Origin of the sequence: Klebsiella sp. GG_Kp175 (genome assembly GCF_040062325.1) — a bacterium.
Classification (GTDB): Bacteria; Pseudomonadota; Gammaproteobacteria; order Enterobacterales; family Enterobacteriaceae; genus Klebsiella; species Klebsiella quasipneumoniae.
In genome coordinates, this window is record NZ_JBEAFX010000002.1 from 1 (window position 1) to 25,770 (window position 25,770).

Consider the following 25,770-nt stretch of genomic DNA (forward strand, 5'->3'; position numbering starts at 1 on the left):
ACTGTAAATCTGCCGTCATCGACTTCGAAGGTTCGAATCCTTCCCCCACCACCATCCCTTCATGTATTACCCAGCTTACTCCACTTGCAATACTTTATATTCTGCCCTACGGGGAAGGATGAGAAGGTTCGACTCGAGCGTAGCGAGAGAACGTTGCCGCAGGCAACGGCCCGAAGGGCGAGGCGCTTTAGCGCCGAGTTATCCTTCCCCCACCACCATCTCTTCATGTCATCCCCAGCTTACTCCATCTGCGATACTCTATATTCTGCCCCACGGGAAAGGATGAGAAGCTTCGACCAGGGTTCGACTCGAGCGTAGCGAGAGAACGTTGCCGAAGGCAACGGTCCGAAGGGCGAGGCGCTTTAGCGCCGAGTCATCCTTCCCCCACCGCTGTTGCACTCTCTTCAGCCACCTGTTCTGCTATCTCCTCGCTCGCGCTTCGCTTAGCGAGGCTACAGGTGTGCCGTCTGGTAGTCCGGTCAGGTGCGCCGCACCGCCTCCGGGAAAACTCACAGCGGGGGCAGTCGCCTCTTCACCGGCGAACTTTTCACCACCGAGGTATTGCACTGCGCAAATTCGGCCAGGCCGTCCAGTAGCGTATCCAGCTGGGCAATATCACGCACCACCAGTCGCATCACGAAACAATCCTCTCCGGTCACTTTGTCACTTTCGATGCACTCCGGCATCGCCTGGATATATTTATCCACCTTCTGCAGTAGACCAGGCAGCGGCCGAACCCGCACCAGCGCCTGCAGGCTGTAGCCCAGCGCGGCGAGATTCACCCGCGCCCCATAGCCCTGAATCACGCCCCGCTCCTCCAGGCGCTTCACCCGCTCGGCGATGCTCGGCGAGGTCAGCCCCACCCGCGCGCTCAATACCTTCAACGAGACTCTGGCATCCTGAGTCAGGCAAGTGAGGATCGCCCGGTCAATTTCATCAAGTACGTCATTCATGTTTTTTACCTAATTATGAAAGGGATTTCCCCCTGTTTGCCTTAATTCAGCCATGTCAGGCTGTCAGGATTTTTCGCACAATACTGGAAAACTTCTGGAGGCGAAATATGCAAATTACCCGCGGCGTCTGGCAAATGAGCCTGGCGATGATAATTTCTGGCTCGATCGGCGCGTTTGTGCTGCTCTCTGGTTTGCCGGTAATTGATGTGGTGTTCTGGCGCTGCCTGATTGGCGCGCTCACCCTGCTGCTGTTTATCGTTCTCAGCCGCCAGCCCTTCAGTCGTCTCACGCGCTTCACCCTCGCCCTCGCGGTACTTGGCGGCATCGCGCTGGTCATCAACTGGCTGCTGCTGTTTGCCGCCTACTCGCGTATTTCAATTGGCATGGCCACGGTGGTCTACAACACCCAGCCGTTTATGCTGGTGCTGATGGGCATGGTGTTGGGGGAACGGGTCAGCGCCGTAAAATGGGGATGGTTACTGCTGGCCTTCGGCGGCGTGGTGATCCTGCTGTCAAGCGAGCTTGCCCCGACGCACGGCGAAAGTCTCACGGCCGGCGTTTTGCTGGCATTAGGCGCGGCATTTTTCTATGCCCTGACCGCCATCATCGCCCGCAAACTGCATCCGCTCCCTGCTCAGCATATTGCCTTTATTCAGGTGCTCGTCGGCGTCGTGATGCTGCTGCCGCTGGTGCAAATGCCCGACTTTTCTGCCAGCTTCCCCTGGCGCTATCTGCTGATCCTCGGCGTCGTCCATACCGGGATCATGTATCAGCTTTTATATAGCGCGATACAGAAGCTGCCGACGCCCATTACCGGTTCGCTCTCCTTTATTTATCCGTTGGTGGCGATGGGGGTCGACTATCTGGTCTTCCATCATGCGTTAACCCCTGTGCAGTTGCTCGGCGGGATGCTTATTCTGTTTGCCGCCGCCGGGAATAACCTCGGCTGGGGCGAAAAAAAACCCCGCCAGGGCGGGGTCAGTCAGCGGTCGCGGGCCAGTTAGCGACGGGCGCGGACAATCTGGTATTTGCGCGTCAGGTACTCTACCGGCGCGCTCCAGATATGAACCAGGCGAGAGAATGGGAACAGCAGGAACAGGGTCATCCCCAGCACCAGGTGGACGCGGAAGATAAACGCCACGCCATCCAGGTGCTGCGACGCACCGCCGTGGAAGGTGACCACCGACTGCGCCCAGCCGACCAGCTTCATCATTTCTCTGCCGTCCATATGCTGGGCAGAGAATGGGATCGTCAGTAGACCCAGCGCACACTGCACCATCAGCAGGGAGAGGATCAGAATATCCGCGCCGGTGGTGGTGGCGCGCACGCGTGGGCTGAGCAAACGACGCTTAAGCAGCAGTAAACCGCCCACCAGGGTCATCACGCCGCAGGCGCCGCCGGCGATCATCGCCATCTTCTGCTTGACGTCGATCGGCAGGAAGGATTCATACATCCAGTGCGGGGTCAGCATGCCGAGGAAGTGGCCGGCGAAAATGCCGAGGATGCCGATATGGAACAGGTTCGACGCCAGGTTCATTCCCTTACGGTCCAGCATCTGGCTGGAGGCGGCGCGCCAGGTGTACTGACCGTAGTCGTAGCGCAGCCAACTGCCGATCAGGAACACTGAACCCGCAATGTACGGATAAATGTCAAAGAAGAACATATTCAGGAAGTGCATTATTGCTGTCCTCCGTTAGAGATATTCAGATATTGCGGGGCCACGGCTCCGGCAAAACGACGCTGGTGAGCGGAAATCTCCGACTCGCCGCAGCCCTGGTCGGCAAAGAATTTCACCTGTTCTTCTTCCCAGACCGCGTCCAGCGCCTGCAGCGTATCGTCGCGGGCTTCGTCGGCAATCTTCTCCGCCACCTTCTGGCTGTCGACCTGAGTGTTTGCCAGCTTCAGCAGCAGTTCGAACAGCACCGCATAGCGGCTCTCGCGCTGCTGCAGCCGCGCGCTGAGCAGGCCGAGGATCGGCGCAACGTCCCGCAGGCCGCCAAGCGCTTCCTCTTCCGGCAGCTGCGCCAGATACTCCAGATACAACGGCAGATGATCCGGCAACTCATGGCTATCGAGCAGCAGACCGTGGCGCTCATACTGCGCCATCAGATCAACCATCGCCTGCCCGCGATCGCGGGATTCGCCGTGCACGTGTTCAAACAGCAGCAGCGAGGTGGCCCGGCCGCGGTCAAACAGTTCGCTATAGGCCGCCTGGGCATCCAGCGGATCCTGAGTCAGCAGATCGCGCAGAAAAACGCCCAGCGCGTGAGCATCCTCTTTGCTGAGTTTCTCTGATGACGCAAGCGCCTCGAACATCTCCTGCTGATGCTGCCATAAGGCAGCGTCAGGGTATTCGAGCAGGCGCGACACAATCACAAGTTCAATCATGCGTGCGGCTCCGTTTTGCTGGTCACGTCGATGGCGTCGATGCGACGGCTGTTGAACAGGTTGAACTGGCTGTCAGAGCCGTGGCAGCCGTCACCAAAGCTAAAGCCGCAGCCGTTTTTCTCCGGGAACGCTTCCCGCGCCTGTTCACGATGGCTGCTTGGCACCACGAAACGATCTTCGTAGTTAGCGATCGCCAGGTAGCGGTACATCTCCTGAGCCTGCGCTTCGCTTAAGCCCACCTCATCCAGCGCGCGGGTATCGACAACGCCGTCAACGGTTTCCGCCCGCTTATAGTGACGCATCGCCAGCATCCGCTTCAGGGCCAACAGGACCGGTTGGGTATCGCCGGCGGTCAGCAGGTTCGCCAGATACTGCACCGGAATACGCAGGCTTTCCACGTCCGGCAGGATCCCATTGCTGCCCAGTTCGCCGGCATCGGCGGCGGACTGAATCGGCGACAGCGGCGGCACGTACCAGACCATCGGCAGGGTGCGATATTCCGGGTGCAGCGGCAGGGCCAGCTTCCAGTCCATCGCCATTTTCCAGACAGGCGACTGCTGCGCGGCTTCAATCACCCCCTGCGGTACGCCATCTTTCAGCGCCTGCTCAATCACTTTCGGGTCGTTCGGATCGAGGAACACGTCCAGTTGACGCTGATAGAGATCTTTCTCGTTCTCGGTGCTGGCGGCATTTTCGATCGCATCCGCGTCATACAACAGGACGCCGAGATAGCGGATTCGGCCCACGCAGGTTTCGGAGCATACCGTCGGCATTCCGGATTCAATACGCGGGTAGCAGAAGATGCACTTCTCGGACTTTCCGCTCTTCCAGTTGAAGTAGATTTTCTTGTACGGGCAGCCGGTGATGCACATCCGCCAGCCGCGGCACTTGTCCTGGTCGATGAGCACGATGCCGTCTTCTTCACGCTTATAGATGGCGCCGCTCGGGCAGGTCGCGACGCACGCCGGGTTCAGGCAGTGCTCGCACAGGCGCGGCAGATACATCATAAAGGTGTTCTCGAACTGGCCGTACATCGCCTTCTGCATGTTGTCGAAGTTCTGGTCTTTGGCGCGCTTTTCAAACTCGCCGCCGAGGATCTCTTCCCAGTTCGGACCGCTGGTGATCTTGTCCATCCGCTGGCCGGTGATCAGCGAGCGCGGACGGGCGATCGGCTGGTGCTTACTCTCCGGGGCGTTATGCAGGTTCTGGTAGTCGTAATCGAACGGCTCGTAGTAATCATCGATGCCCGGCAGATGCGGGTTCGCGAAGATTTTACCTAACAGCATCGCGCGGTTGCCCATGCGCGGCTGCAGCTTGCCGTTGATTTTGCGGATCCAGCCGCCCTTCCATTTCTCCTGGTTTTCCCAGTCGTTCGGAAAACCGACGCCAGGCTTACTCTCCACGTTATTGAACCAGGCGTACTCCATCCCTTCCCGGCTGGTCCAGACGTTTTTACAGGTGACCGAGCAGGTGTGGCAGCCGATGCACTTATCGAGATTCAGCACCATGCCGACTTGTGAACGAATTTTCATTTTACGCTCTCCTGTACCTGGTCATTGCCTTCGCCGTCTAACCAGTTAATGTTCTTCATCTTACGTACCACCACAAACTCATCGCGGTTGGAGCCGACGGTGCCGTAGTAGTTAAAGCCATAGGCCAGATGGCCATAGCCGCCGATCATATGGGTCGGTTTCGGCGTAATACGGGTAACCGAGTTGTGGATCCCGCCGCGCTGGCCGGTAACTTCAGAGCCAGGCAGGTTCACGATGCGTTCCTGCGCGTGGTACATCATGGTCATCCCGGCCGGCACGCGCTGGCTCACCACGGCGCGCGCCGTCAGGGCGCCGTTGGCGTTGAACACTTCGATCCAGTCGTTATCTTCGATCCCCAGATCTTTCGCATCCGCCTCGCTCATCCAGACGATCGGTCCGCCGCGTGACAGGGTCAGCATCAGCAGGTTATCGCTGTAGGTCGAGTGGATACCCCATTTCTGGTGCGGGGTCAGGAAGTTCAGCGCCTTCTCCGGGTTGCCGTTGGACTTCTCGCCCATCACCGCTTTCACCGAGCGGGTGTCAATCGGCGGACGATAAACCAGCAGGCTTTCGCCAAAGTCGCGCATCCACTGGTGATCCTGATACAGCGACTGACGACCGGACAGGGTACGCCATGGGATCAGCTCGTGAACGTTGGTGTATCCGGCGTTATAGGAGACGTGTTCGTCTTCCAGACCTGACCAGGTCGGGCTGGAGATAATTTTCCGCGGCTGCGCCTGAATGTCGCGGAAACGGATCTTCTCGTCTTCTTTGTTCAGCGCCAGGTGCGCGTGCTCACGGCCGGTGATCTCGCTCAGCGCTTTCCACGCCTTCACCGCCACCTGACCGTTCGTTTCCGGTGCCAGGGTGAGGATCATCTCCGCGGCGTCAATGGCCGTCTCCAGCTTCGGCTGACCTTTCGCCGGGCCTTCCGCCTTGGTGTAGTTGAGCTTACGCAGCAGGTCCATTTCGCTCTGGGTATTCCAGGCGATGCCTTTCCCGCCGTTGCCGATGGTTTCCAGCAGCGGGCCAATAGAGGTGAAGCGCTCGTAAGTCGCCGGATAATCACGCTCGACCGGAATAATATGCGGCGCGGTTTTCCCCGGAATCAGGTCACATTCGCCCTTCTTCCAGTCTTTGACGTCCAGCGGCTGCGCCATTTCCGCGGCGGAATCATGCTGGATCGGCAGCGTAACGACGTCGGTTTCTTTACCGAGGTGACCCACGCACAGTTCAGAGAATTTCTTCGCGATACCTTTATAGATATCCCAGTCGCTCTTCGATTCCCAGGCCGGGTCAACGGCCGCCGACAGCGGATGAATAAACGGATGCATATCCGAGGTATTCATGTCGTCTTTTTCATACCAGGTGGCGGTCGGCAGCACGATGTCTGAGTAGAGACAGGTGCTCGACAGACGGAAGTCGAGAGTCACCACGAGATCCAGCTTGCCGTCGAGGCCGTTATCTCGCCATTCGACTTCTTCCGGCTTCACGCCGCCCTGCTTGCCAAGGTCTTTACCCTGAATGCCGTTCTCCGTACCCAGCAGGTACTTGAGCATGTACTCATGGCCTTTACCGGAGGAGCCCAGCAGGTTGGAACGCCAGATAAACAGGTTACGCGGATGGTTTTTACCGTTTTCCGGCTGCTCCGCCGCAAAGCGAATCGATCCCTCTTTCAGGGATTTGACGGTGTAATCCACCGGCGTCATGCCGGCTTTTTTCGCCTCATCGGCGATGCGCAGCGGGTTAACGCCCAGCTGCGGCGCCGACGGCAGCCAGCCCATCCGCTCGGCGCGGACGTTGAAGTCGATCAGATGGCCGCTGTAGCGGGATTTATCCGCCATCGGCGACAGCAGCTCCTGCGCGGTCACGGTTTCATAGCGCCACTGGCTGGAGTGGTTGTAAAAGTACGAGGTGCTGTTCATATGGCGTGCCGGACGCTGCCAGTCAAGGGCGAACGCCAGCGGCTGCCAGCCGGTCTGTGGACGCAGTTTTTCCTGGCCCACATAGTGCGCCCAACCGCCACCGCTCTGGCCGACGCAGCCGCAGAAGATCAGCATGTTGATCAGACCGCGGTAGTTCATGTCGAGGTGGAACCAGTGGTTGAGACCCGCCCCGACGATAATCATCGAGCGACCATGGGTTTTATCGGCGTTATCGGCAAACTCGCGGGCGGTACGGATGATATGCGCGCGGGAGACACCGGTAATTTTCTCCGCCCAGGCCGGGGTGTAGGCTTTCACTTCATCATAGCTGGCGGCGCAGTTGTCATCGTTCAGACCGCGCTCCAGGCCATAGTTGGCCATGGTCAGATCGTACACGGTGGTCACCAGCGCGCTGGAGCCGTCGGCCAGCTGCAGGCGTTTGACCGGCAGTTTGTGCAGTAGAATGTTTTCAAGAGCGACTTTGTTGAAGTGCTCAGAACCTTCGCCGCCGAAGTACGGGAAGCCAACGTCCGCCACCTCGTCATGGCTGCCGAGCAGACTCAGACGCAGCTCAATCTCTTCGCCGGTTTTGCCATCGCGCTGTTCGAGGTTCCATTTGCCTTTATCGCCCCAGCGGAATCCGAGGGAACCGTTCGGCACGGTGAGATCGCCTTTCTCGTCAAAGGCGACGGTCTTCCATTCCGGATTCTTTTCCTGACCAAGGGAATCTACGAGGTCGGACGCGCGCAGCGTGCGGCCGGCGGCGTAATAGCCGTCGCGCTCCTCAAGCATCACCAGCATCGGCATGTCGGTGTAGCGACGCACGTAATCGGTGAAATACTGGCTCGGCTTATCAAGATGGAACTCACGCAGCATCACGTGACCCATCGCCAGCGCCATCGCGGCATCGGTACCCTGCTTCGGCGCCAGCCACAGATCGCAGAGCTTGGCGATTTCGGCGTAGTCCGGAGTGATGGCCACGGTTTTGGTCCCTTTATAGCGAACTTCGGTAAAGAAGTGCGCATCCGGGGTACGGGTCTGCGGCACGTTGGAGCCCCAGGCGATGATATAGCTGGAGTTGTACCAGTCGGCGGATTCCGGCACATCGGTCTGCTCGCCCCAGGTCATCGGCGAGGCCGGCGGCAGGTCGCAGTACCAGTCGTAGAAGCTCAGGCAAGTGCCGCCGATCAGCGACAGGTAACGGGCGCCGGAGGCGTAGGAGACCATCGACATCGCCGGGATCGGCGAGAAGCCGGCCACGCGGTCCGGACCGTAAGTTTTCACGGTATAGACGTTGGAGGCGGCAATCAGCTCGTTCACTTCCTGCCATGAGGAGCGGACAAACCCGCCGCGACCGCGAGCCTGTTTGAAGCTTTTGGCTTTGTCGGCGTCTTCGATAATCGAGGCCCATGCCGCGACCGGATCGCTATGCTGAACCTTCGCCTCCCGCCACATCTTCATCAGGCGTTTGCGCATCAGCGGGTATTTCAGGCGGTTCGCGCTGTACAGATACCAGGAGTAGCTGGCGCCGCGCGGGCAGCCGCGCGGTTCGTGGTTTGGCAGGTCCGGACGGGTGCGCGGATAGTCCGTTTGCTGGGTTTCCCAGGTCACCAGCCCGTTTTTGACATAAATCTTCCAGCTGCATGAACCGGTGCAGTTAACACCGTGAGTGGAACGCACAATTTTGTCATGCTGCCAACGTTGACGGTATCCATCCTCCCAGTCCCGGTTGGTGTTTAGAAGCTGGCCGTGCCCATCGGCAAAGGTTTCACCCTTCTGTTTGAAGTAGCGAAACCGGTCCAGGAATTTACTCATCGGGTTTCTCCTGATATGGAGCCTGACGGCTCTCTGATAAATCGACATTGCTGGATTTGCAGCGAAGGTAACGCCATGAAAGCGGGCGGGAATTGATAGCGATCAATACGGACTGGCTTGTTAACGTGGCGCAAATTGGCAATTACCACCAAGGTGGTACAAAACTCAGCTTTTTAATTTGATGTTTTTTAAGGTTTTTTAGCGAAAAATAGCTCGCCAGACGCGGGATGGTTCACCAGGGAGGTATTAAGGGGTAGAGCGGTGACGCTGGCAAGCCGTCCCTCCCCGGCTCAGTGGCCAAAATGAATAAAAACGCTCAATAGTATGTTGTAACTAATTAAGCCAGTAAAAAAGGCGCCTCCCTCAGGAGTGCGCCTTTATGAAGCGACATCGACTATGGCGAATTACTGACGCTTACGGCCGTATACCGCCCAGGTGATGATTACGCAGGCAATATAGAAGATCAGGAAGACTTTCATCGCGCCGGCCGGCGAGCCGGTCAGATCCAGCGAGATACCAAACGCCTTCGGAATAAAGAAGCCGCCGATTGCGCCAATGGCGGAAATAAAGCCCAGCGCCGCCGCGGTATCGGTCGCCGCCTCGCGCATCGCCTGGGCTTCGCTGCCGCCCTGGGCCTTCACCCGGTCCATGGTCAGCTTACGGAAGATCACGGAGATCATCTGGAAGGTGGAGGCGCTGCCCAGCCCGGCGGTAAGGAACAGCACCATAAACACTGCAAAGAAGGCGATGAAGTTGCCGCCCTGGCCATTGGTCGGCAGCGTCAGGAACAGCAGCGCGCAGAAGACAGCCATCACCACGAAGTTCACCAGCGTCACGCGGGTACCGCCGAGACGGTCGGAGATCGCCCCGCCCATCGAACGCGCCAGCGCGCCAATAAACGGACCGAAGAAAGCGTAGTGCAGGATCTGCACGTCCGGGAACTGGGTTTTCGACAGCATGGCAAAACCGGCGGAGAAACCGATAAAGGAGCCGAAGGTCGCCAGATAGAGCAGCGCCATGATCCACAGATGCAGGCGTTTAAGCACCGGCAGCTGTTCGCTCAGCGAGGCTTTGGAAGCTGACAGGTCGTTCATAAAGAACCACGCCGCCAGGGTGAAGATAATCAGGAAAGGTACCCAGATCCACGCGGCGTTTTCCAGATACAGCATCGAGCCGTCCGGCTGCTGGCTGCCTGTCCCGCCAAAAATGGCAAACACCGAGACCGACACCACCAGCGGTGCGACCAGCTGCATCACGCTGACGCCCATATTGCCGAGGCCGCCGTTGACGCCCAGCGCCCCGCCCTGCTTCGCTTTCGGGAAGAAAAAACTGATGTTGGCCATACTGGAGGCGAAGTTGGCCCCGGCGAAGCCGCACAGCAGAGAGATGATGACGAAGACGCTAAACGGCGTGGAAGTATCCTGGACCGCAAAGCCCAGCCACACGCACGGCACAATCATGATCCCGGTGCTGAACGCCGTCCAGCGACGGCCGCCGAACAGCGGCACCATAAAGGCGTACGGCACGCGCAACAACGCGCCGGAGAGCGCCGGCAGCGCGGTCAGCATAAACAGCTGATCGGTCGTAAACTGAAAGCCCACTTTGTTGAGGTTAACGGCAACGGCGCTGAACAACATCCATACGCAGAACGCCAGTAACAGACAGGGAACGGAGATCCATAAATTGCGGCTCGCCACATGGTGGCCGCGCTGTTGCCAGAATTCAGGATCTTCAGGCCGCCAGTCGGTAATGACCGAGCGATTAGCCTTCTCCGGGAGGGAAGATTGACTCATAGATACCTCTGATTATTCATATTTCCTGCCGCTACCTTAGGGGTTGCCCGGGGCGGTAAGTTGATATAAATCAAAGGAAAAGCGCGGACTAATTTGTTCAAAAATAGACCATGCTCCGAAGTGAGTAGAGAATGGTGGGAAAAAAAGTGTGGTTTTTCACACGGCTGCCGGGATGCGTATAACCCCTCTCCCAACGGTGCCTACCACCGACAATTAAGGAGTAACTCTTTGGGGGTATGGGTATACTCCAGGGGATAGCCGAGAATAAGCGCCACTCCCGGAGACACGACCGGTCAGGAGCCACGCATTCCATGTTAAAACGTCTTTTTACCCCGCTGACGCTGGTCAATCAACTGGCGTTGATCGTCCTGCTTGCCACCCTTACAGGCGTCGCCGGCATGGCGATCTCCGCGCGCCTGGTCAACGGCGTGCAGGGCAGCGCGCACGCCATTAACAAAGCTGGGTCATTACGCATGCAGAGCTACCGGCTGCTGGCGGCGATCCCGCTGAATGAACACGATCAAAAGCTGGTCGATGATATGACCGCCACCGTCTTTAGTCCGGAGCTGCAAAACTCCGCCCGCCGCGACGGACAGGAGCGCCAGCTGCAGGCCCTGCAGCAGTACTGGCAGCTGGCGCTGGCTCCCGGCATGCAGCGCGCGGTCAACCAGGCGGAGGTCGCCCAGGATGTCGCCGACTTTGTCGATCGTATCGACCAGCTGGTGACCGCATTCGACCATACCACCGAGCAGCGTATCGAACGGGTAGTCTGGATCCATCGCCTCCTCGCCATCGGCATGGCGCTACTGCTGATCTTCACCATCATCTGGCTACGCGCCCGACTGCTGCGGCCATGGAAACAGCTGCTGAGCATGGCGCGAGCGGTGAGCCAGCGTGATTTCACCCAGCGGGCGCACATCAGCGGGCGCAACGAAATGGCGACTCTTGGCATGGCGCTAAATAACATGTCGGAAGAGCTGGCGGAAAGCTACGCCGTGCTGGAGCGCCGGGTGCAGGAGAAGACCGCCGGGCTGGAACAGAAGAACGAGATCCTCGCCTTCTTATGGCAGGCCAACCGCCGGCTGCACGCCAACGCCCCGCTCTGCGAACGCATTTCGCCGGTGCTGAACGGTCTGCAGGGTCTGACGCTGCTGCGCGATATCGAGGTGCGGGTCTACGATCTGGAAGATGAAGACAACCATCAGGAGTTTACCTGCCACTCGGATAATGAATGTGATGACATGGGCTGCTACCTCTGCCCACGCAACCTGCCGCCGCTACCGGATGGCGGCACGACGCTGAAGTGGCGGCTGTCGGATGCGCATAATCAGTACGGCATCCTGCTGGCGACGCTGCCGGTTGGCCGTCATCTCAGCCACGATCAGCAGCAGCTGGTGGATACGTTGGTTGAACAACTGACCAGCACCCTGGCGCTGGACCGCCATCAGGAGAAACAGCAGCAGCTGATCGTCATGGAAGAGCGGGCCACTATCGCTCGCGAGCTGCATGACTCCATAGCCCAGTCGCTATCCTGTATGAAGATGCAGGTTAGCTGTCTGCAGATGCAAGGCGACGCCTTGCCGGCGGAGAGCCGCCAGCTGCTGGGGCAAATACGTAACGAGCTGAATACCTCGTGGGCCCAACTGCGGGAGCTGTTAACCACCTTCCGCCTGCAGTTGACCGAGCCGGGCCTGCGCCCGGCGCTGGAGGCCAGCTGTCAGGAGTACAGCGCCCACTTCGGCTTTACGGTGCAGCTTGATTATCAGCTTCCGCCGCGCTTTGTGCCGTCGCATCAGGCCATACACCTGCTGCAGATCGCCCGCGAAGCGTTAAGCAACGCCCTGAAGCATGCCAGCGCGACGGAAGTGACCGTGACGGTGTCACAACGCGATAACCAGGTCCGTCTGGTGGTGGCGGATAACGGCCGCGGCGTGCCGGACCACGCCGAGCGGAGTAACCATTACGGTTTAATTATTATGCGGGATCGCGCGCAAAGCCTGCGCGGCGACTGTCAGGTTCGGCGCCGGGAAACCGGCGGGACCGAAGTGATCGTCACGTTTATCCCGGAAAAAACGTTTTCCATCCAATAAGGAGACCCCCATGAGTCAACAGGAACGGGCAACCATCCTTCTCATTGACGACCATCCGATGCTGCGCACCGGCGTGAAACAATTGATTAGCATGGCGCCGGACATCCAGGTGATTGGCGAAGCCAGCAATGGCGCGCAAGGTATCGAGCTGGCGGAGTCGCTGGATCCGGATCTGATCCTGCTGGACCTCAATATGCCGGGCATGAACGGCCTGGAAACGCTGGACAAACTGCGTGAGAAATCGCTGTCTGGGCGGGTGGTGGTCTTCAGCGTCTCTAACCATGAAGAGGACGTTGTTACCGCCCTCAAGCGCGGCGCCGATGGCTATCTGCTGAAAGACATGGAGCCGGAAGATCTGCTGAAAGCGCTGCAGCAGGCGGCCGCCGGAGAAATGGTATTAAGCGAAGCGTTAACCCCGGTGCTGGCCGCCAGCCTGCGCGCCAACCGCGCCACCTCCGATCGCGACATCAGCCAGCTGACCCCGCGCGAGCGCGACATCCTCAAGCTGATCGCCCAGGGGCTGCCGAACAAAATGATCGCCCGCCGGCTGGATATCACCGAAAGCACCGTCAAAGTGCACGTCAAGCACATGCTGAAGAAAATGAAGCTCAAATCCCGGGTGGAAGCCGCGGTATGGGTCCACCAGGAGCGAATTTTTTAAGGCGAGTCCGTCCAGGAGACGCCTGGCGTGGTGAACTTGACCAGCGGCTCGGTCAGCGCCAGGGCGATCTCATTGGATGAGACGCGCTGCCCCTGTTTATCCTCTACCACCACCGACAGGCGCCAGCGGTTCGCGGCGCCCGGTTCACTGTTCCACACCGGCATAATCACGCTCCAGCCATCGGGACTGCGGGCATCCACCGGCGGCGTCAGGCTGAGCGCCTGGGTGTCGCCCTGCCAGTGCAGCGACTTGATACCGTGCAGACTATGGATCTGCAGCTTCAGCTGCACCGTCTCCCCGGACTGTAGATCCCAGGGGGGCGTGGCCAAATAGACCGTCAGATTTTTGCGCTGCCGATACTCCACTACCGGCAGATTATCCCGCTCCGGGCTGTCGAAGCGGCTGCCGCGCAGCGAGTTGCTGAACGCCACCTCGTCCGCCGCCAGCTGCTGCTTGAGCGGCACACCAAAGCGGTAGTTGAGCTTCAGGCCAACGTTATTCTGGCTGACGCCATTTTCCCCTTGCTTATGCTTGGCGGTCACGGTGACCAGCGGGACCGGGGTGTAATTGAGCCCGACGGAGACGGCCACCGGGTTATGGTAGCCAGTGCCGGTATGAAACAGATCGACGCTGTCGCCGAAGTACTGTTCGACGCTGACGCTGGTGTTGATGTGCTCATAAAACGGCAGTCGCGCCTGGGCGGTAACGTCATACCCTGCGGCCATCCGCTGCTCCTGGGTTTGATTCTCCCGCAGCTGCCAGTCGCCCAGCGGATGGTAGTAGTTCGCCGACAGGCGGAGATATTCTCCCCACGCCTCGGCGCCGACGCTGCCGCGAGCCAGGCTTTCGCTCAGCACCTTGTCATAAAACGAGTTATAGCCCAGCAGCCAGCCGCCGACCCGCCAGCGCTGGCCAAGCCCAATGTTGCCCACCAGATCGTTCTCGCGCCGGGTTACCGAATACTGGTTCCACGTCAGGTAGCGATCGTTATCCTGCAACGGCACGAACCAGCTCCCTTTACTGCCAGTGAACTTCCCCTCTTTATCGACCAGCAGGTCGACATTGGCGTTGCCCCATGGCGAGAGCCAGCTCTCCAGCTGGTGGCTCACTTCATTGCCGAGTTTGTTGATGGCGAACATCTGCGCCTGTTCGCCCGCCGTCAGTCCGTTATCGCTCATGCTAGCCTCGCCGAACTTCTTAGCCACTTCGGCAAAGTGTCTGGCGTCGTCATCGACCTGCGGGGCGATCCCCAAATCGGGCAAGGAAGGTTCTTCCTGGGGAGTAAGAGTGGTGTGGCTGGCGGTCAGCGCCCAGACGGGAACGCCCGGCAGCAGCAGGAGAATGATCAGGGATGGCAGCAAACGGTACGACACAGGCATCAACTGGTTTTGCGCGGGCTCGCAGAAAAAATTGGAAGATGGTTTTAGTTTATCGTTTTTTCCCCTCTCCCGCAGCCCTGCGGACAATTCCAGGAATATGCTGAAACCGGTTGGGCAATCTGTCGCCCAACCACAGAAGATATCGCCGCGCCGTTAGGCCCCGGCGCGGGCCGGTTGCGTCGCCAGCAGCGCGTTGAGCTCCGGCACGCAGGAGCCGCAGTTGGTCCCGCACTTCAGCCTGGCGCCCAAAGCCCCGACGCTGGCGCAGCCGCTGGCGATGGCCTCGCCGATCGCCCGCTCGCCGACCCCAAAGCAGCTGCAGACAATCCGCCCCGGCGGCGCGGCGGCGGCGTCCGGTCGGCCGCTGAGCAGCGCATGGCGCCGGGCGGCATCGGACGGCGGCGTGGCGAAGGCGGCGCTTACTCCTGCGCTATCCACCGCCGGCTCGCGCGCATCGCTCCACCAGCCCAGCATCAGCCTCCCCTGATGCCACGCCAGCAGGTTCCACACTGCGCCGCCGTCTGCTATCTGCAGCTGCCAGCCGCGCTGCTCGCACCAGACCCTGAGCCACTGGCGGGCTGACGCCTCCCCGGCCAGCGAGTAGTGCAGCACTCCTGTCGCCGCCCGCCGCCGCCAGTGCCAGGCCGCAGGAAATGGCAGCGGTTCGCGACAAAACAGTTCGCTGTGCCAGGCAGGCTGCCAGGCGGCAATGGCCACCGCCGCCTGTTTACTCTCCGGCTGGGCGGAATGCGGGTCCGTGACGGCGGCCAGCAGGTTATTCACCCGCCCCTGGCGGGCGAACTGATTGTTCCAGTGCATGGGGACAAACAGCGAGCCGGGGCGCTGGCCTTCGCTGATCGCCACTTTCGCCACCATCACCCCATGGCGCGACCAGATCCGCGCCAGCCCCTCGGCGACAAGCTGGTAACGAACGGCGTCCTGCGGCGCCACCTCCACCACCGGCTCCGCGATATGCTGCATCAGCCGCGGCACGGCACCGGTGCGGGTCATGGTGTGCCACTGATCGCGGATCCGCCCGCTGTTGAGGATCAGCGGATAAAAGACATCGGTTGCCGCCCGGGTCGGCTGAGGCGTCACCGGCACCATTCGCAACCGGCCATCGCGATGCCAGCCGCGCGTGACATCCAGGTCGGCGCGGCGGCGGCTGACCGGCCAGCGGACCGGCGCCATGGCGTCCCACGCCTCGCGGCTGAGATCCGCCAGCGCGCCGATATCAAACGCCCGCTGGCCGTCGTTTTCGAAACCGGACAGCGCCGCATGCTCGCGGAAAACGTCATGCGGATGCTGCCAGGCAAACGCCTCGCGATATCCCAGCGCCTGCCCCACTCGGGCGATGATCCACCAGTCCGCTTTCGCCTCCCCCGGCGGCGGCAGAAAGCTGCGCTGACGGGAGATGCGCCGCTCCGAGTTGGTGACCGTGCCATTTTTCTCGCCCCAGGCCAGCGCCGGAAAACGGATGTGGGCGAAATGTCCGGTATCCGTCTCAGCGGCGACATCCGAGACGATCACCAGCGGACAGCCGGCCAGCGCCTGGCTCACCGCGTGGCTGTCGGGGAGGGACACCACCGGATTGGTGCCCATGATCCAGACCGCTTTCACCTCGCCGCGGCCGATGGCGGCAAACAGCTCCACGGCGGTCAACCCCGGAGTCTGCGCCAGCCGCTCGGTTCCCCAAAAGCGGGCCAGCCGCTGCAGATCGGCCGGCACAAAATCCATGTGCGCCGCCAGCATCGTCGCCAGCCCGCCGACTTCGCGCCCGCCCATGGCGTTGGGTTGACCGGTCAGCGAAAAGGGGCCGCAGCCGCGGCGGCCATACTTTCCGCTAGCCAGATGGACGTTGATGATGGCATTACATTTGTCGCTGCCGCTGGCTGACTGGTTAATTCCCATGGTGTAGAGGGTGATGGCCCGCGGGGCGGCGATAAAATCGCGATAGAAACCCGCCACCTCATCGGCAGCCAGGCCGCAAAAATCAGCTACTTTCGCCACGTCCCAGCCACTCGCTTCGGCCAGCGCCTGCGCGCCATCGCGAAAACCGTCGACGCAGGCTCCAGCCTGCGCCAGGGCGTTAAGCAACCCCACGAACAGCCCGCCGTCACTTCCCGGCGCCAGCGCCAGATGGCGATCGGCGATCTCGCAGGTGGCGGTGCGTCGGGGATCGATCGCCACGATCTGCAACCGGGGATTGTCCCGCTTCGCCTGCGCCAGACGCTGGTACAGCACCGGATGCGCCCAGGCAGCGTTTGAGCCGACCAGTACCACCAGATCGCTGTTTTCCACATCCTCATAGCTACAGGGCACCACGTCGGCGCCAAAGGCCCGCTTGTAGCCGGTCACCGCCGACGACATGCATAGCCGCGAATTGGTGTCGATGTTCGCCGCGCCGATAAACCCCTTCATCAGCTTGTTGGCGGCATAGTAATCCTCGGTTAACAGCTGGCCGGAGGCGTAGAAGGCCACCGCCTGCGGGCCGTGCTGGTCGATAACCTGCTGCAGGCGAGAAGCGGTCTCCGCCAGCGCCTGAGGCCAGGTCACCTTCTGGCCGTCCACCTCCGGCGCCAGCAGCCGCCCCGCCAGGCCCGTGGTCTCCCCGAGGGCCGCCCCTTTGACGCACAGACGGCCGAGGTTGGCCGGGTGCTGGTCGTCGCCGCGCACGCTCACCCGCCCCGCGTCATCTACGCTCGCCAGCACCCCACAGCCTACGCCGCAGTAGGGACAGGTCGTTCGGATGGTATTCATCAGGAGGCCTCCGCTCGCGCCAGCAGCTGCTGGCTGCCCACCCACACTTTGCCGTTTTCCACTTTCACCGGCCAGGCGCGCACCGCCTGTTCACCGCCGTCGCACGGCCAGCCGTCGCGCAGGCGAATCCGCTGTTTGTACAGCGGGGAGATCACCACCGGTTCCCCGCCGACGTCCCCTAGCAGCCCCCGCGACAGCACGTTGGCCGCGCTGCCCGGCTCGCGGTTGTCCAGGGCATACACCCGATCGCCGAAGCGGAACAGGGCGATCTGCCGCTCGCCTAACCGGGCGCCGATCCCCGCCTGCGCCGGAATGGCGTCAAGGTCGCAAATCGCCTGCCACGGTCGGGATGGGAGTTCGCCTTCGGGCAACGCTTCATCAGCCAACGGCTGCGGCTGACCGCGCAGATCGTGGCGTTGCACCGCCTCGTCGGGCTGGTCGCTATTAACGAAGGAGCGGAACAGCGCCAGACGCTGAGGATCGTTGAGGGTGGTCTGCCACTCGCACTGGTAGCTGTCGACGATGCGGGCCATCTCCTGCTCCAGCTCCTCGCCAATGCCGAGGCTATCCTCCAGCACCACCTGCCGCAGGTAGGCGACGCCGCCCTCCAGGTTGTCCATCCAGGTGCTGGTGCGCTGCAGGCGGTCGGCGGTACGGATATAGAACATCAGCAGACGATCGATGCTGCGGATCAGCGTCGCTTCGTCGAGATCGCTGGCAAACAGGTCGGCGTGACGCGGTTTCATTCCGCCGTTGCCGCAGACGTAGAGATTCCAGCCTTTGTCGGTGGCAATCACTCCGATATCTTTGCCCTGGGCTTCGGCGCACTCGCGGGTGCAGCCAGAGACCGCCATCTTGATCTTGTGCGGGGCGCGTAGCCCTTTATAGCGATGCTCAAGCCGCACCGCGAGCCCGGTGGAGTCCTGCACGCCGTAGCGACACCAGGTTGCGCCGACGCAGGACTTCACCGTGCGCAGCGACTTGCCATAGGCGTGGCCGGTTTCAAACCCGGCGTCGGCCAGCTCGCGCCAGATAGCCGGCAGCTGTTCCAGCCGCGCGCCAAACAGGTCGATGCGCTGGCCGCCGGTCACTTTGCTGTAGAGCTGATAACGTTTGGCGATCTGCCCGATGGCGATCAGCCCGTCCGGCGTCACTTCCCCCGCCGCCATCCGCGGCACCACCGAATAGGTTCCGTCCTTCTGAATGTTGGCGAAATAGCGATCGTTGGTATCCTGCAGCGGCAGGTGCGCCGGCTTCAGCAGGTATTCGTTCCAGCAGGAGGCCAGCACCGAGGCCACCAGCGGTTTACAAACCTCGCAGCCGTGCCCCTGGCCGTAGCGGCTAATCAGCTGCTCGAAGGTATGGATATGGTTGACCCGCACCAGGTGGTAGATCTCCTGGCGCGACCACGGGAAATGCTCGCAGACGTCTTTTTTCACTTCGACGCCCTGCGCCGCCAGCTGGTACTCCATCACCTGTTTCACCAGCGCGCTGCAGCCGCCGCAGCCGGTGGCCGCTCTGGTGCAGCTTTTTATCGCCGCCATATCCCCCGCGCCATTGTTCACCGCCTGGCAGATATCGCCTTTGCTGACGCTATGGCAGGAGCAGATCGGCGCGCTGTCGGGCAGCGCCGCCACCCCCAGCGCCTTCGGCGCGGCCCCCTCCAGCGCCGGCAGGATCAGGCTCTCCGGACGCGGCGGCAGCGCCATGCCGTTCAGCATCATCTGCAGCAGCGTGGCATAGTCGCTGGCGTCCCCCACCAGCACGCCGCCAAGCAGGGCTTTGCCGTCCTGACTGACGACGATTTTTTTGTAAACCTGCTGCGGACCGTCGGTCCATTGATAGCTCTGGCAGCCCGGCGTGCGCCCCTGCGCATCGCCAAACGAGGCCACGTCAACCCCCAGCAGCTTCAGTTTGGTGCTCATGTCGGCGCCGCTAAAGCAGGCGTCCTCTCCTGCGAGGGTGGCTGCGGCGATGCGCGCCATCTGATAGCCCGGCGCCACCAGGCCGTAAATTTTATTATCCCACAGGGCGCATTCGCCTATCGCCAGCACGTCCGGGTCAGAGGTGCGGCACTGGCCATCAATGCCAATCCCCCCGCGCTCGCCGACCTGCAGCGCGCAGCCGCGGGCCAGCGCGTCCTGCGGGCGGATCCCCGCCGAGAAGACCACCATGTCGGTCAACAGCGTGCCACCGTCGGCAAAGTTCAGCCGCAGGCCGTCGGCCTCGCTCACGATGGCGGTGGTGGCTTTGCTGGTATGCACCCCCACGCCGAGGGCGACGATCTTCTCCCGCAGCATCGCCGCCCCGCCGTTATCCAGCTGGACGGCCATCAGGTTCGGGGCAAACTCCACCACGTGCGTCTCCAGCCCCAGCTGTTTCAGGGCGTTGGCGGCCTCCAGCCCGAGCAGGCCGCCACCGATCACCACCCCGCGCTTCGCCGCGGCGGCATGGGCGGCGATGCGGTCCAGATCGTCAAGGGTGCGATAGACAAAGCACCCGTCGAGATCGCTACCAGGGACAGGCGGAACAAAGGGATAGGAGCCGGTCGCCAGCACCAGTTTATCCCAGTGGGTTTCATGTCCCTCGGCGTCCCGCACCAGCCGCGCGTCGCGGTCGATCGTCGCCACCGCCTTGCCGAGGCGGAGTTCGATGCCGTGCCGGTGAAAGAAATCATCGGCCACCAGCGACAGCGATTCGGCGCTGCGTCCGGCGAAATATTCGGAGAGGTGCACCCGGTCGTAGGCGGCGTAACGCTCTTCGCCAAACACCACGATACGATATTGCTCATGCAGGTTGCGGCTCACGCATTGTTCGAGAAAATGGTGGCCGACCATGCCATGTCCCACCAGCACTAATACAGGTTTCGTCATCGTCATCATTCCTGCAGCCTGCGGCTGCGTTGAAGAAGGATCAAAAAGCCAGTCCGCGGTGGCGGGCTCGTCGCTTTCCAGGCGCGCGGTGAGCGCGGCGGCGGCAGTGCAATCGCCCATCAGCAGCACGCCGCGCAGGCGGCCGTCGCGCAGCAGCAGGCGACGATAGTGGCGGTCGATGGGGTCCCAGCTGGTAAAAATGTCATCCTGTTCGCCGGCCTGCTGCTCGCCAGCGCTAAAGAGTTCAATGCCGGTGACCTTCAGCCGGGTGCCGGCGTCCTGCCAGACAAAGCCCGCGCCGGGGACGCCGCACAGGCGATCCGCCAGCACTTCGGCCTGGCGCAGGCAGGGAGCCACCAGCCCCCAGGTCTGGCCGTCAATTTCGCAACATTCGCCGATGGCGCTGATCCCCGGCAGCGAGGCGGCCATCTGACGGTCGACCACGATCCCCCGCTGGCACAGCACACCGGACTGCGCCGCCAGACGGCTGTTGGGCTGCACGCCGGTCGCCAGCACCACTCTGTTGGCGCGGAATACCCGCCCATCCGCCAGCCGCACGCCGTCGGCGTCGATGGCGGCGATCCGGCACTCCAGCACACATCGAATGCCGCGCGCTTCAAGCTGCTGCCTGAGCTCATCGGCGGCAAAAGCGTCGGTCAGCGGCGCCATTAATCCGCTGCCGCGATGCAGAAGAGTGACCTCTCCGCCGTAACGACGCAGCGCTGCCGCCGCTTCCACACCCAGAACCCCACCGCCAATCACCACCGCCGGGCCGGATATCGCCAGAATACGTTCCACGTCCGCCAGGGTGCGGAAGGGCATAACCTGCGGACGATCAATGCCCGGCAGCGGCGGGAAAAAGGGCCGCGAACCGGTGGCGAAGACCAGCTCGTCCCACGGCAGCCAGGCGTCAGCGATGCGCAGCCGCCGTTGCACAACATCGACTTCATCCACCGCCTCGCCAGACCGCAGGCACACCCCGTGCCGGGTGTACCACTCCGCCGGCAGCAACGGGAGCTGCGCCGCTGTTTTTTCGCCAGCCAGCAGCGGCGAGAGCTGGATGCGGTTATAGGCCGGGTACGGCTCGTCGCCGACGACGGTAATGGCAAACCGCGCAGGGTCGCGCTCAACCAGCCGCTGCACCAGACGGGTGGCCGCCATGCCGTTACCGATCACCACCAGTCGCCGCGTCATGACCGCCTCCTTACGCCGCTTTCGGCTGTTTTTCATACAGGAAATGGAGGATCTGCTGGCGCAGATGGTGATACCGGCTGTCGTCCGCCAGCTGAACGCGGTGGCGCGGACGCGGCAGATCGACCGAGAGGATCTCGCCGACCGTCGCTGCCGGGCCGTTGGTCATCATCAGCACCCGGTCGGAGAGCAGCACCGCTTCATCAACGTCGTGGGTGATCATGACGATGGTGGTATTGAGCTCCTGCTGAATCTGCATCACCGTGTCCTGGAGGTGGGCGCGGGTCAGCGCGTCCAGAGCGCCGAAGGGCTCATCAAGCAGCAGCACTTTCGGCTTCATCGCCAGCGCCCGGGCGATACCCACCCGCTGCTTCATGCCGCCGGAGATCTCCCCGGGCCGTTTATGCAGCGCATGACCCATCTGCACGCGCGCGAGATTGTGTTCAATCCACTCCCGACGCTCATGCTTGCTCATGGTGCGACGGAACACCTGATCCACCGCCAGCGCCACATTGTCGAAACAGCTCAGCCACGGCAGCAGCGAGTGGTTCTGGAAAACCACCGCCCGCTCCGGCCCGGGCCCGGCGATTTCGCGGTTATCGCACAGCAGTCCGCCCTCTGTAGGGATGGTGATCCCGGCGATCAGGTTTAGCAGAGTCGATTTTCCGCAACCCGAGTGGCCGATCAGGCTAATGGTCTCCCCTTCGACGATATCGAAGGAGACATTCTGCAGCGCCAGGAACTCGCCGCTGGCGGTGTTGAAGCGTTGGCTGACGGCCTGCACCTGAATTAATGGTTTCATGTTGGCTCCTTATTTTTCCTGCCAGCTAAAGCGGCGGGCGAGCAGCATCAGACCCTGCTCCAGCAGCAGGCCGACGACGCCGATAATGACGATGGCGATGATGATGTTTTCCACATTGAGGTTGTTCCACTCGTTCCAGATCCAGAAGCCGATCCCCAGCCCGCCGGTGAGCATTTCCGCCGCCACGATCACCAGCCAGGCGATGCCGATGGAGAGGCGCACGCCGGTAAGCACCGCCGGCAGCACCGCCGGAAAGAGAATTTTGCGCATCACCGTCCACTCCGAGAGCTGGAGGACGCGGGCGACGTTGAGATAGTCCTGCGGGATCCGCCGCACGCCTTCCGCGGTGTTGATCACCATCGGCCAGATGGAGCAGATAAAAATGGTCCAGCTGGAAGCCGGCTCCGCCTTCTGGAACAGCAGCAGGCCAATCGGCAGCCAGGCCAGCGGGCTGACCGGGCGCAGCAGAGCAATCAGCGGATTAAACATGCGGGCGAAGAACAGCGAACGGCCGATCAAAAAACCCAGCGGAATGCCCGCCAGCGCCGCCAGGCCGAAGCCCACCGCCACGCGCTGCAGAGAAGCCAGCACGTTCCAGCCGATGCCCATGTCATTCGGCCCGTCCTGATAGAACGGATCGGCAAACAGGGTCAGCGCCGAGTCCAGCGTGCTCAGCGGCGTGGGAAAGCCTTTGCTGTGCATCGCCGCCAGCTGCCAGGCCAGCAGCAGCACCCCCAGCCCCAGCAGCGGGGGCAGCAGGCGCTGGATGAGCTCACGCAGCCAGCGCGTGACGGTTGGCGTGGTGCGCCGGACCTGCACCGGCGGCAGGAGAATCACTTCGCCAGGCGCGTTCTCCACGCTGACGACCGGTTGCTTACGTTGTGCCTGCTTCATCTCATGCCCCCTTACGTTGAATAGCGAAATGGCGGGCGTAGCCTTCCGGGTCGGACCCGTTCCAGACCGTACCGTCCATCAGTGTGCTGCTGCGCATCGTGGCTGCCGGCGCGCTGATCCCCCCTACCGCCTGGGCGGCAGCCTGCCAGACGTCGATGCGATTAATGCGCGACGCCACCGCGAGATAATCCGGAGCCTGTTTCAGCAGCCCCCAGCGACGAAACTGGGTGAGGAACCACATCCCGTCCGACAGCCAGGGGAAGCTCACCTCGCCCTCGGCGTAAAAGCGCATCGGATGGGGATCCTGCCAGCGGCGGCCGAGGCCGTTGTCATACTCCCCAAGCATCCGGCCGGTGAGGTACTGCTCTTTGGTATTGAGCCAGCCGCGCCTGGCGAGCAGGCGGGCCGTCTCCCGGGTGTTCTCCGCCGAGGCGGCGATCCAGCGCTGCGCCTCCATCAGGGCCGCCACCAGCGCGCGGGCGGTGTTCGGCTGGCGTTCCACCCAGTCGCGACGGGCGCCCAGCACCTTTTCCGGATGCTCGGGCCAGATATCCTGGGAAGTGGCCGCGGTGAAGCCGATACGGTCGTTTATGGCGCGGGCGTTCCACGGCTCGCCGACGCAAAAGCCGCTCATATTGCCGATGCGCATGTTCATCACCATCTGCGGCGGCGGCACCACGACGGTGCGCACATCGTTAAAGGGATCGATGCCGGCGCTCGCCAGCCAGTAGTAGAGCCACATAGCATGGGTGCCGGTGGGAAAGGTATGGGCGAAGGTGTAGCTGCCCGGCGCGATGCGGTCGATCAGCCGCTTCAGACCGCCGAGGTCGGTCACCCCTTTCTCCTGCAGTTCGCTGGAGAGGGTGATGGCCTGACCATTGCGGTTGAGGGTCATCAGATTGGCCATCGCCTGCGGCTTGCTGGCGATCCCCAGTTCAAGTCCGTACAGCAGGCCATAGAGAATATGCGCCGCGTCCAGTTCACCGGCCACCAGTTTGTCGCGCACCGCCGCCCAGCTGGCCTCCTTACTCGGCGCCAGGCTAATGCCATATTTTTTGTCAAACCCCTTCGCCGCGGCGATGGCCAGCGGCGCGCAGTCGGTCAGCGGAATAAACCCGACCCGCACGGTGGTCTGCTCCGGTCTGTCCGAGCCGCCGGCCCATGCGGCCTGCATCACGCCCGGCAGCAGCATCGCGCCGCCCAGCGCGGCCCCTGCCTGCAGCAAGCGCCGCCGTGAAATTGAAAATTTATCGCTCATATCCGCTCCACACGCGCAAAAAAAAAGCGCCCGACAGTGCATATGCACTGCAGGACGCCTTTATCCACGGACACCCGAACCGCCATTGGTTCGTCGCCCGGACTTTTATTCACTCACTATAATTAATGCAAAGGGGATGCCAGCTTTGGCAATGGCGCACGGGCGGGCTTTTCCTTTCGCCCGGGTCGGTTTGTCAGGCAAAAGTGCACCGCCGACAGGCAGCAAATGCCCATCGGTTGTGCATCTACTCCTTTGGAGTTACTGGCCAGATCGCCTTCACCATCAGCAGCGCGCGGGCTATCTCAACCATCCGCTGATTCTTGTCCATGGCCATCTTGCGCAGCGTCTGCCAGGCCTGCTCCTCCGGCATCCCCTGGTGTGTCATCAGCAGGCTTTTCGCTTTTTCGATCAGCTTGCGTTCCTCGAGCGCGTCTTTCAGCGAAGCCAGCTGGCTGGAGAGCTGCTGCAGCTCATAGGCCTGCTGGCGCACCAGCGGCAGCAGCTGTTTATCCAGCCGCGGCGTCACGCTATCGCTCTCCTCCCCGGCCAGCCAGCCAGGCGCGTCGTCTTCTAACAGCGCGTCGGTGGCGTCCAGCAGATCGTCGATCAGTTGCTCTTCCACTTCGCGCAGTTGCTCAAGCCGCTGGGTCTGCAGGCCGAACCAGCGCAGCGCCGTTTCCCCACCGTCCGCCGCCGGCTGGCGGGTGCAGGCGATCCGCCGCAGCTGCTCTATGTCCAGACCGGCCTGGCACTCGGTAGTAAACAGCTGGACGGTCGCCGGGCTGCCCAGCGCCAGGAAGCTGTCGAAGCAGGGCTGCTGACCGTCAATACGGTCCACCAGCTGCTGGCGCAGGCTGTCGCTGAACTCGCCGCGGGTAAAGCCCAACGCTCCCAGCGCGCGCTCCTGACCCACCAATTCTTTTCCCTGCATAAAGCTGTACAGGGCGACCATACGCCCGGCTACCGGCGGGTCGTCAATGCTGTCATTGAGCTGCGGGACGATATTCAGCAGATGGCGGATAATACGGCTGAACTGCTCCGTCGCGGCTTCAGCGGCTACCTGCCGGCGGCTGACCTGCTCACGCAGCGCCGGGAGCTGCGCCAGATCGCCTACCGCCCGGGCGATGCGCCAGCACAGCGCGCTGCCGGCGACCGCGCGCGCCCGTTCGAGGGCGGCATAGAACAAGGCCAGCCGCTCATCAACCAGCGCCCCACCCACCCGACACTCCGCCGCGTACAGCTGGCCGCCCGAGCAAAGAAAAATATTCGACGCCCCGCGCTCGCACTGCAGCATATGCACCAGCGCGCTGAGCTGACTTGCCAGCTCGCCCAGCCGGGCTAGTTGCTGAAGCTGTTGTTTTTGCAGGCGGCGCGCCAGCTGCAGCCAGGCCGTCGCCTCGTCCGCGTGACCAGTCGTATTATTCATACCCCTCCTCCGGGTTAACGCTTTATACTG

16 protein-coding genes and 2 other RNA genes are annotated in these 25,770 nt (G+C 61.9%); 5 read left to right on the plus strand and 13 right to left on the minus strand.

Annotated elements, in window-relative coordinates; genetic code table 11:
* Positions 1-97: 97 nt before the first annotated feature.
* Together ABLU73_RS03195 and ABLU73_RS03200 are read left to right on the plus strand one after the other, a co-directional pair.
* A non-coding RNA gene (locus ABLU73_RS03195) (RtT sRNA) lies at positions 98-218 on the plus strand.
* Between the two features lie 42 nt (positions 219-260).
* Positions 261-393: non-coding RNA, RtT sRNA (locus ABLU73_RS03200), on the plus strand.
* 116 nt (positions 394-509) lie between these two features.
* On the opposite strand, the gene ABLU73_RS03205 is transcribed toward ABLU73_RS03200, so the two are convergent.
* Positions 510-953 carry an Lrp/AsnC family transcriptional regulator gene (locus ABLU73_RS03205; RefSeq protein WP_004203179.1) on the minus strand — a complete coding sequence of 148 codons (444 nt, stop codon included), beginning with the start codon at positions 951-953 and terminating at the stop codon, positions 510-512.
* A gap of 107 nt (positions 954-1,060) precedes the next feature.
* On the opposite strand from ABLU73_RS03205, the gene ABLU73_RS03210 reads away from it, so the two are divergent.
* Positions 1,061-1,957: a DMT family transporter gene (locus tag ABLU73_RS03210; RefSeq protein WP_023318560.1), complete on the plus strand. Its 897-nt coding sequence runs from the start codon at positions 1,061-1,063 to the stop codon at positions 1,955-1,957.
* Here the strand turns inward: ABLU73_RS03210 and narI are convergent.
* From narI to ABLU73_RS03235, 5 genes are all read right to left on the minus strand, one after another.
* Positions 1,954-2,631: a respiratory nitrate reductase subunit gamma gene (gene narI / locus ABLU73_RS03215; RefSeq protein ID WP_264924639.1), complete on the minus strand. Its 678-nt coding sequence runs from the start codon at positions 2,629-2,631 to the stop codon at positions 1,954-1,956. The genes ABLU73_RS03210 and narI overlap by 4 nt on opposite strands.
* Positions 2,631-3,341, minus strand: a complete 711-nt coding sequence (gene narJ, locus ABLU73_RS03220) for a nitrate reductase molybdenum cofactor assembly chaperone (protein WP_049003801.1) — start codon at positions 3,339-3,341, stop codon at positions 2,631-2,633. The genes narI and narJ overlap by 1 nt, the downstream gene beginning before the upstream one ends.
* Positions 3,338-4,873, minus strand: coding sequence for a nitrate reductase subunit beta (gene narH, locus ABLU73_RS03225; protein WP_004203183.1), 1,536 nt, complete (start codon positions 4,871-4,873; stop codon positions 3,338-3,340). Before narH ends, narJ begins: the two co-directional genes overlap by 4 nt.
* Positions 4,870-8,613, minus strand: a complete 3,744-nt coding sequence (locus ABLU73_RS03230) for a nitrate reductase subunit alpha (RefSeq protein WP_023318562.1) — start codon at positions 8,611-8,613, stop codon at positions 4,870-4,872. The genes narH and ABLU73_RS03230 overlap by 4 nt, the downstream gene beginning before the upstream one ends.
* Positions 8,614-9,017: 404 nt before the next feature.
* The gene (locus ABLU73_RS03235) at positions 9,018-10,406 is read right to left on the minus strand and encodes a NarK family nitrate/nitrite MFS transporter (protein WP_004203185.1); all 1,389 of its coding nucleotides are present in this window, start codon (positions 10,404-10,406) and stop codon (positions 9,018-9,020) included.
* Positions 10,407-10,717: 311 nt separating this feature from the next.
* On the opposite strand from ABLU73_RS03235, the gene narX reads away from it, so the two are divergent.
* Together narX and narL are read left to right on the plus strand one after the other, a co-directional pair.
* On the plus strand, positions 10,718-12,496 hold the full coding sequence (gene narX, locus ABLU73_RS03240) for a nitrate/nitrite two-component system sensor histidine kinase NarX (protein ID WP_017900764.1): 1,779 nt from the start codon (positions 10,718-10,720) through the stop codon (positions 12,494-12,496).
* 10 nt (positions 12,497-12,506) lie between these two features.
* Positions 12,507-13,157, plus strand: coding sequence for a two-component system response regulator NarL (gene narL, locus ABLU73_RS03245; RefSeq protein WP_002910198.1), 651 nt, complete (start codon positions 12,507-12,509; stop codon positions 13,155-13,157).
* On the opposite strand, the gene ABLU73_RS03250 is transcribed toward narL, so the two are convergent.
* From ABLU73_RS03250 to nasR, 7 genes are all read right to left on the minus strand, one after another.
* Positions 13,154-14,536: a YchO/YchP family invasin gene (locus tag ABLU73_RS03250; RefSeq protein ID WP_106938951.1), complete on the minus strand. Its 1,383-nt coding sequence runs from the start codon at positions 14,534-14,536 to the stop codon at positions 13,154-13,156. The two genes, narL and ABLU73_RS03250, sit on opposite strands and share 4 nt — an antisense overlap.
* 153 nt (positions 14,537-14,689) lie before the next feature.
* On the minus strand, positions 14,690-17,296 hold the full coding sequence (locus tag ABLU73_RS03255; RefSeq protein WP_064149753.1) for a nitrate reductase: 2,607 nt from the start codon (positions 17,294-17,296) through the stop codon (positions 14,690-14,692).
* Complete coding sequence (gene nirB, locus ABLU73_RS03260) at positions 17,296-21,363, minus strand: nitrite reductase large subunit NirB (protein WP_264924637.1); 4,068 nt, start codon at positions 21,361-21,363, stop codon at positions 17,296-17,298. The genes ABLU73_RS03255 and nirB overlap by 1 nt, the downstream gene beginning before the upstream one ends.
* A 10-nt stretch (positions 21,364-21,373) precedes the next feature.
* Positions 21,374-22,162, minus strand: a complete 789-nt coding sequence (locus ABLU73_RS03265; protein ID WP_264924636.1) for an ABC transporter ATP-binding protein — start codon at positions 22,160-22,162, stop codon at positions 21,374-21,376.
* A 9-nt stretch (positions 22,163-22,171) separates the two neighbouring features.
* Complete coding sequence (ntrB, locus tag ABLU73_RS03270) at positions 22,172-23,056, minus strand: nitrate ABC transporter permease (RefSeq protein ID WP_004203197.1); 885 nt, start codon at positions 23,054-23,056, stop codon at positions 22,172-22,174.
* Position 23,057: 1 nt separating this feature from the next.
* A complete protein-coding gene (locus tag ABLU73_RS03275) occupies positions 23,058-24,314 on the minus strand; it encodes a CmpA/NrtA family ABC transporter substrate-binding protein (RefSeq protein ID WP_205608484.1) in 1,257 nt (418 codons plus the stop codon).
* Between the two features lie 244 nt (positions 24,315-24,558).
* The gene (nasR, locus tag ABLU73_RS03280; protein ID WP_264924635.1) at positions 24,559-25,740 is read right to left on the minus strand and encodes a nitrate regulatory protein NasR; all 1,182 of its coding nucleotides are present in this window, start codon (positions 25,738-25,740) and stop codon (positions 24,559-24,561) included.
* Positions 25,741-25,770: the final 30 nt, after the last annotated feature.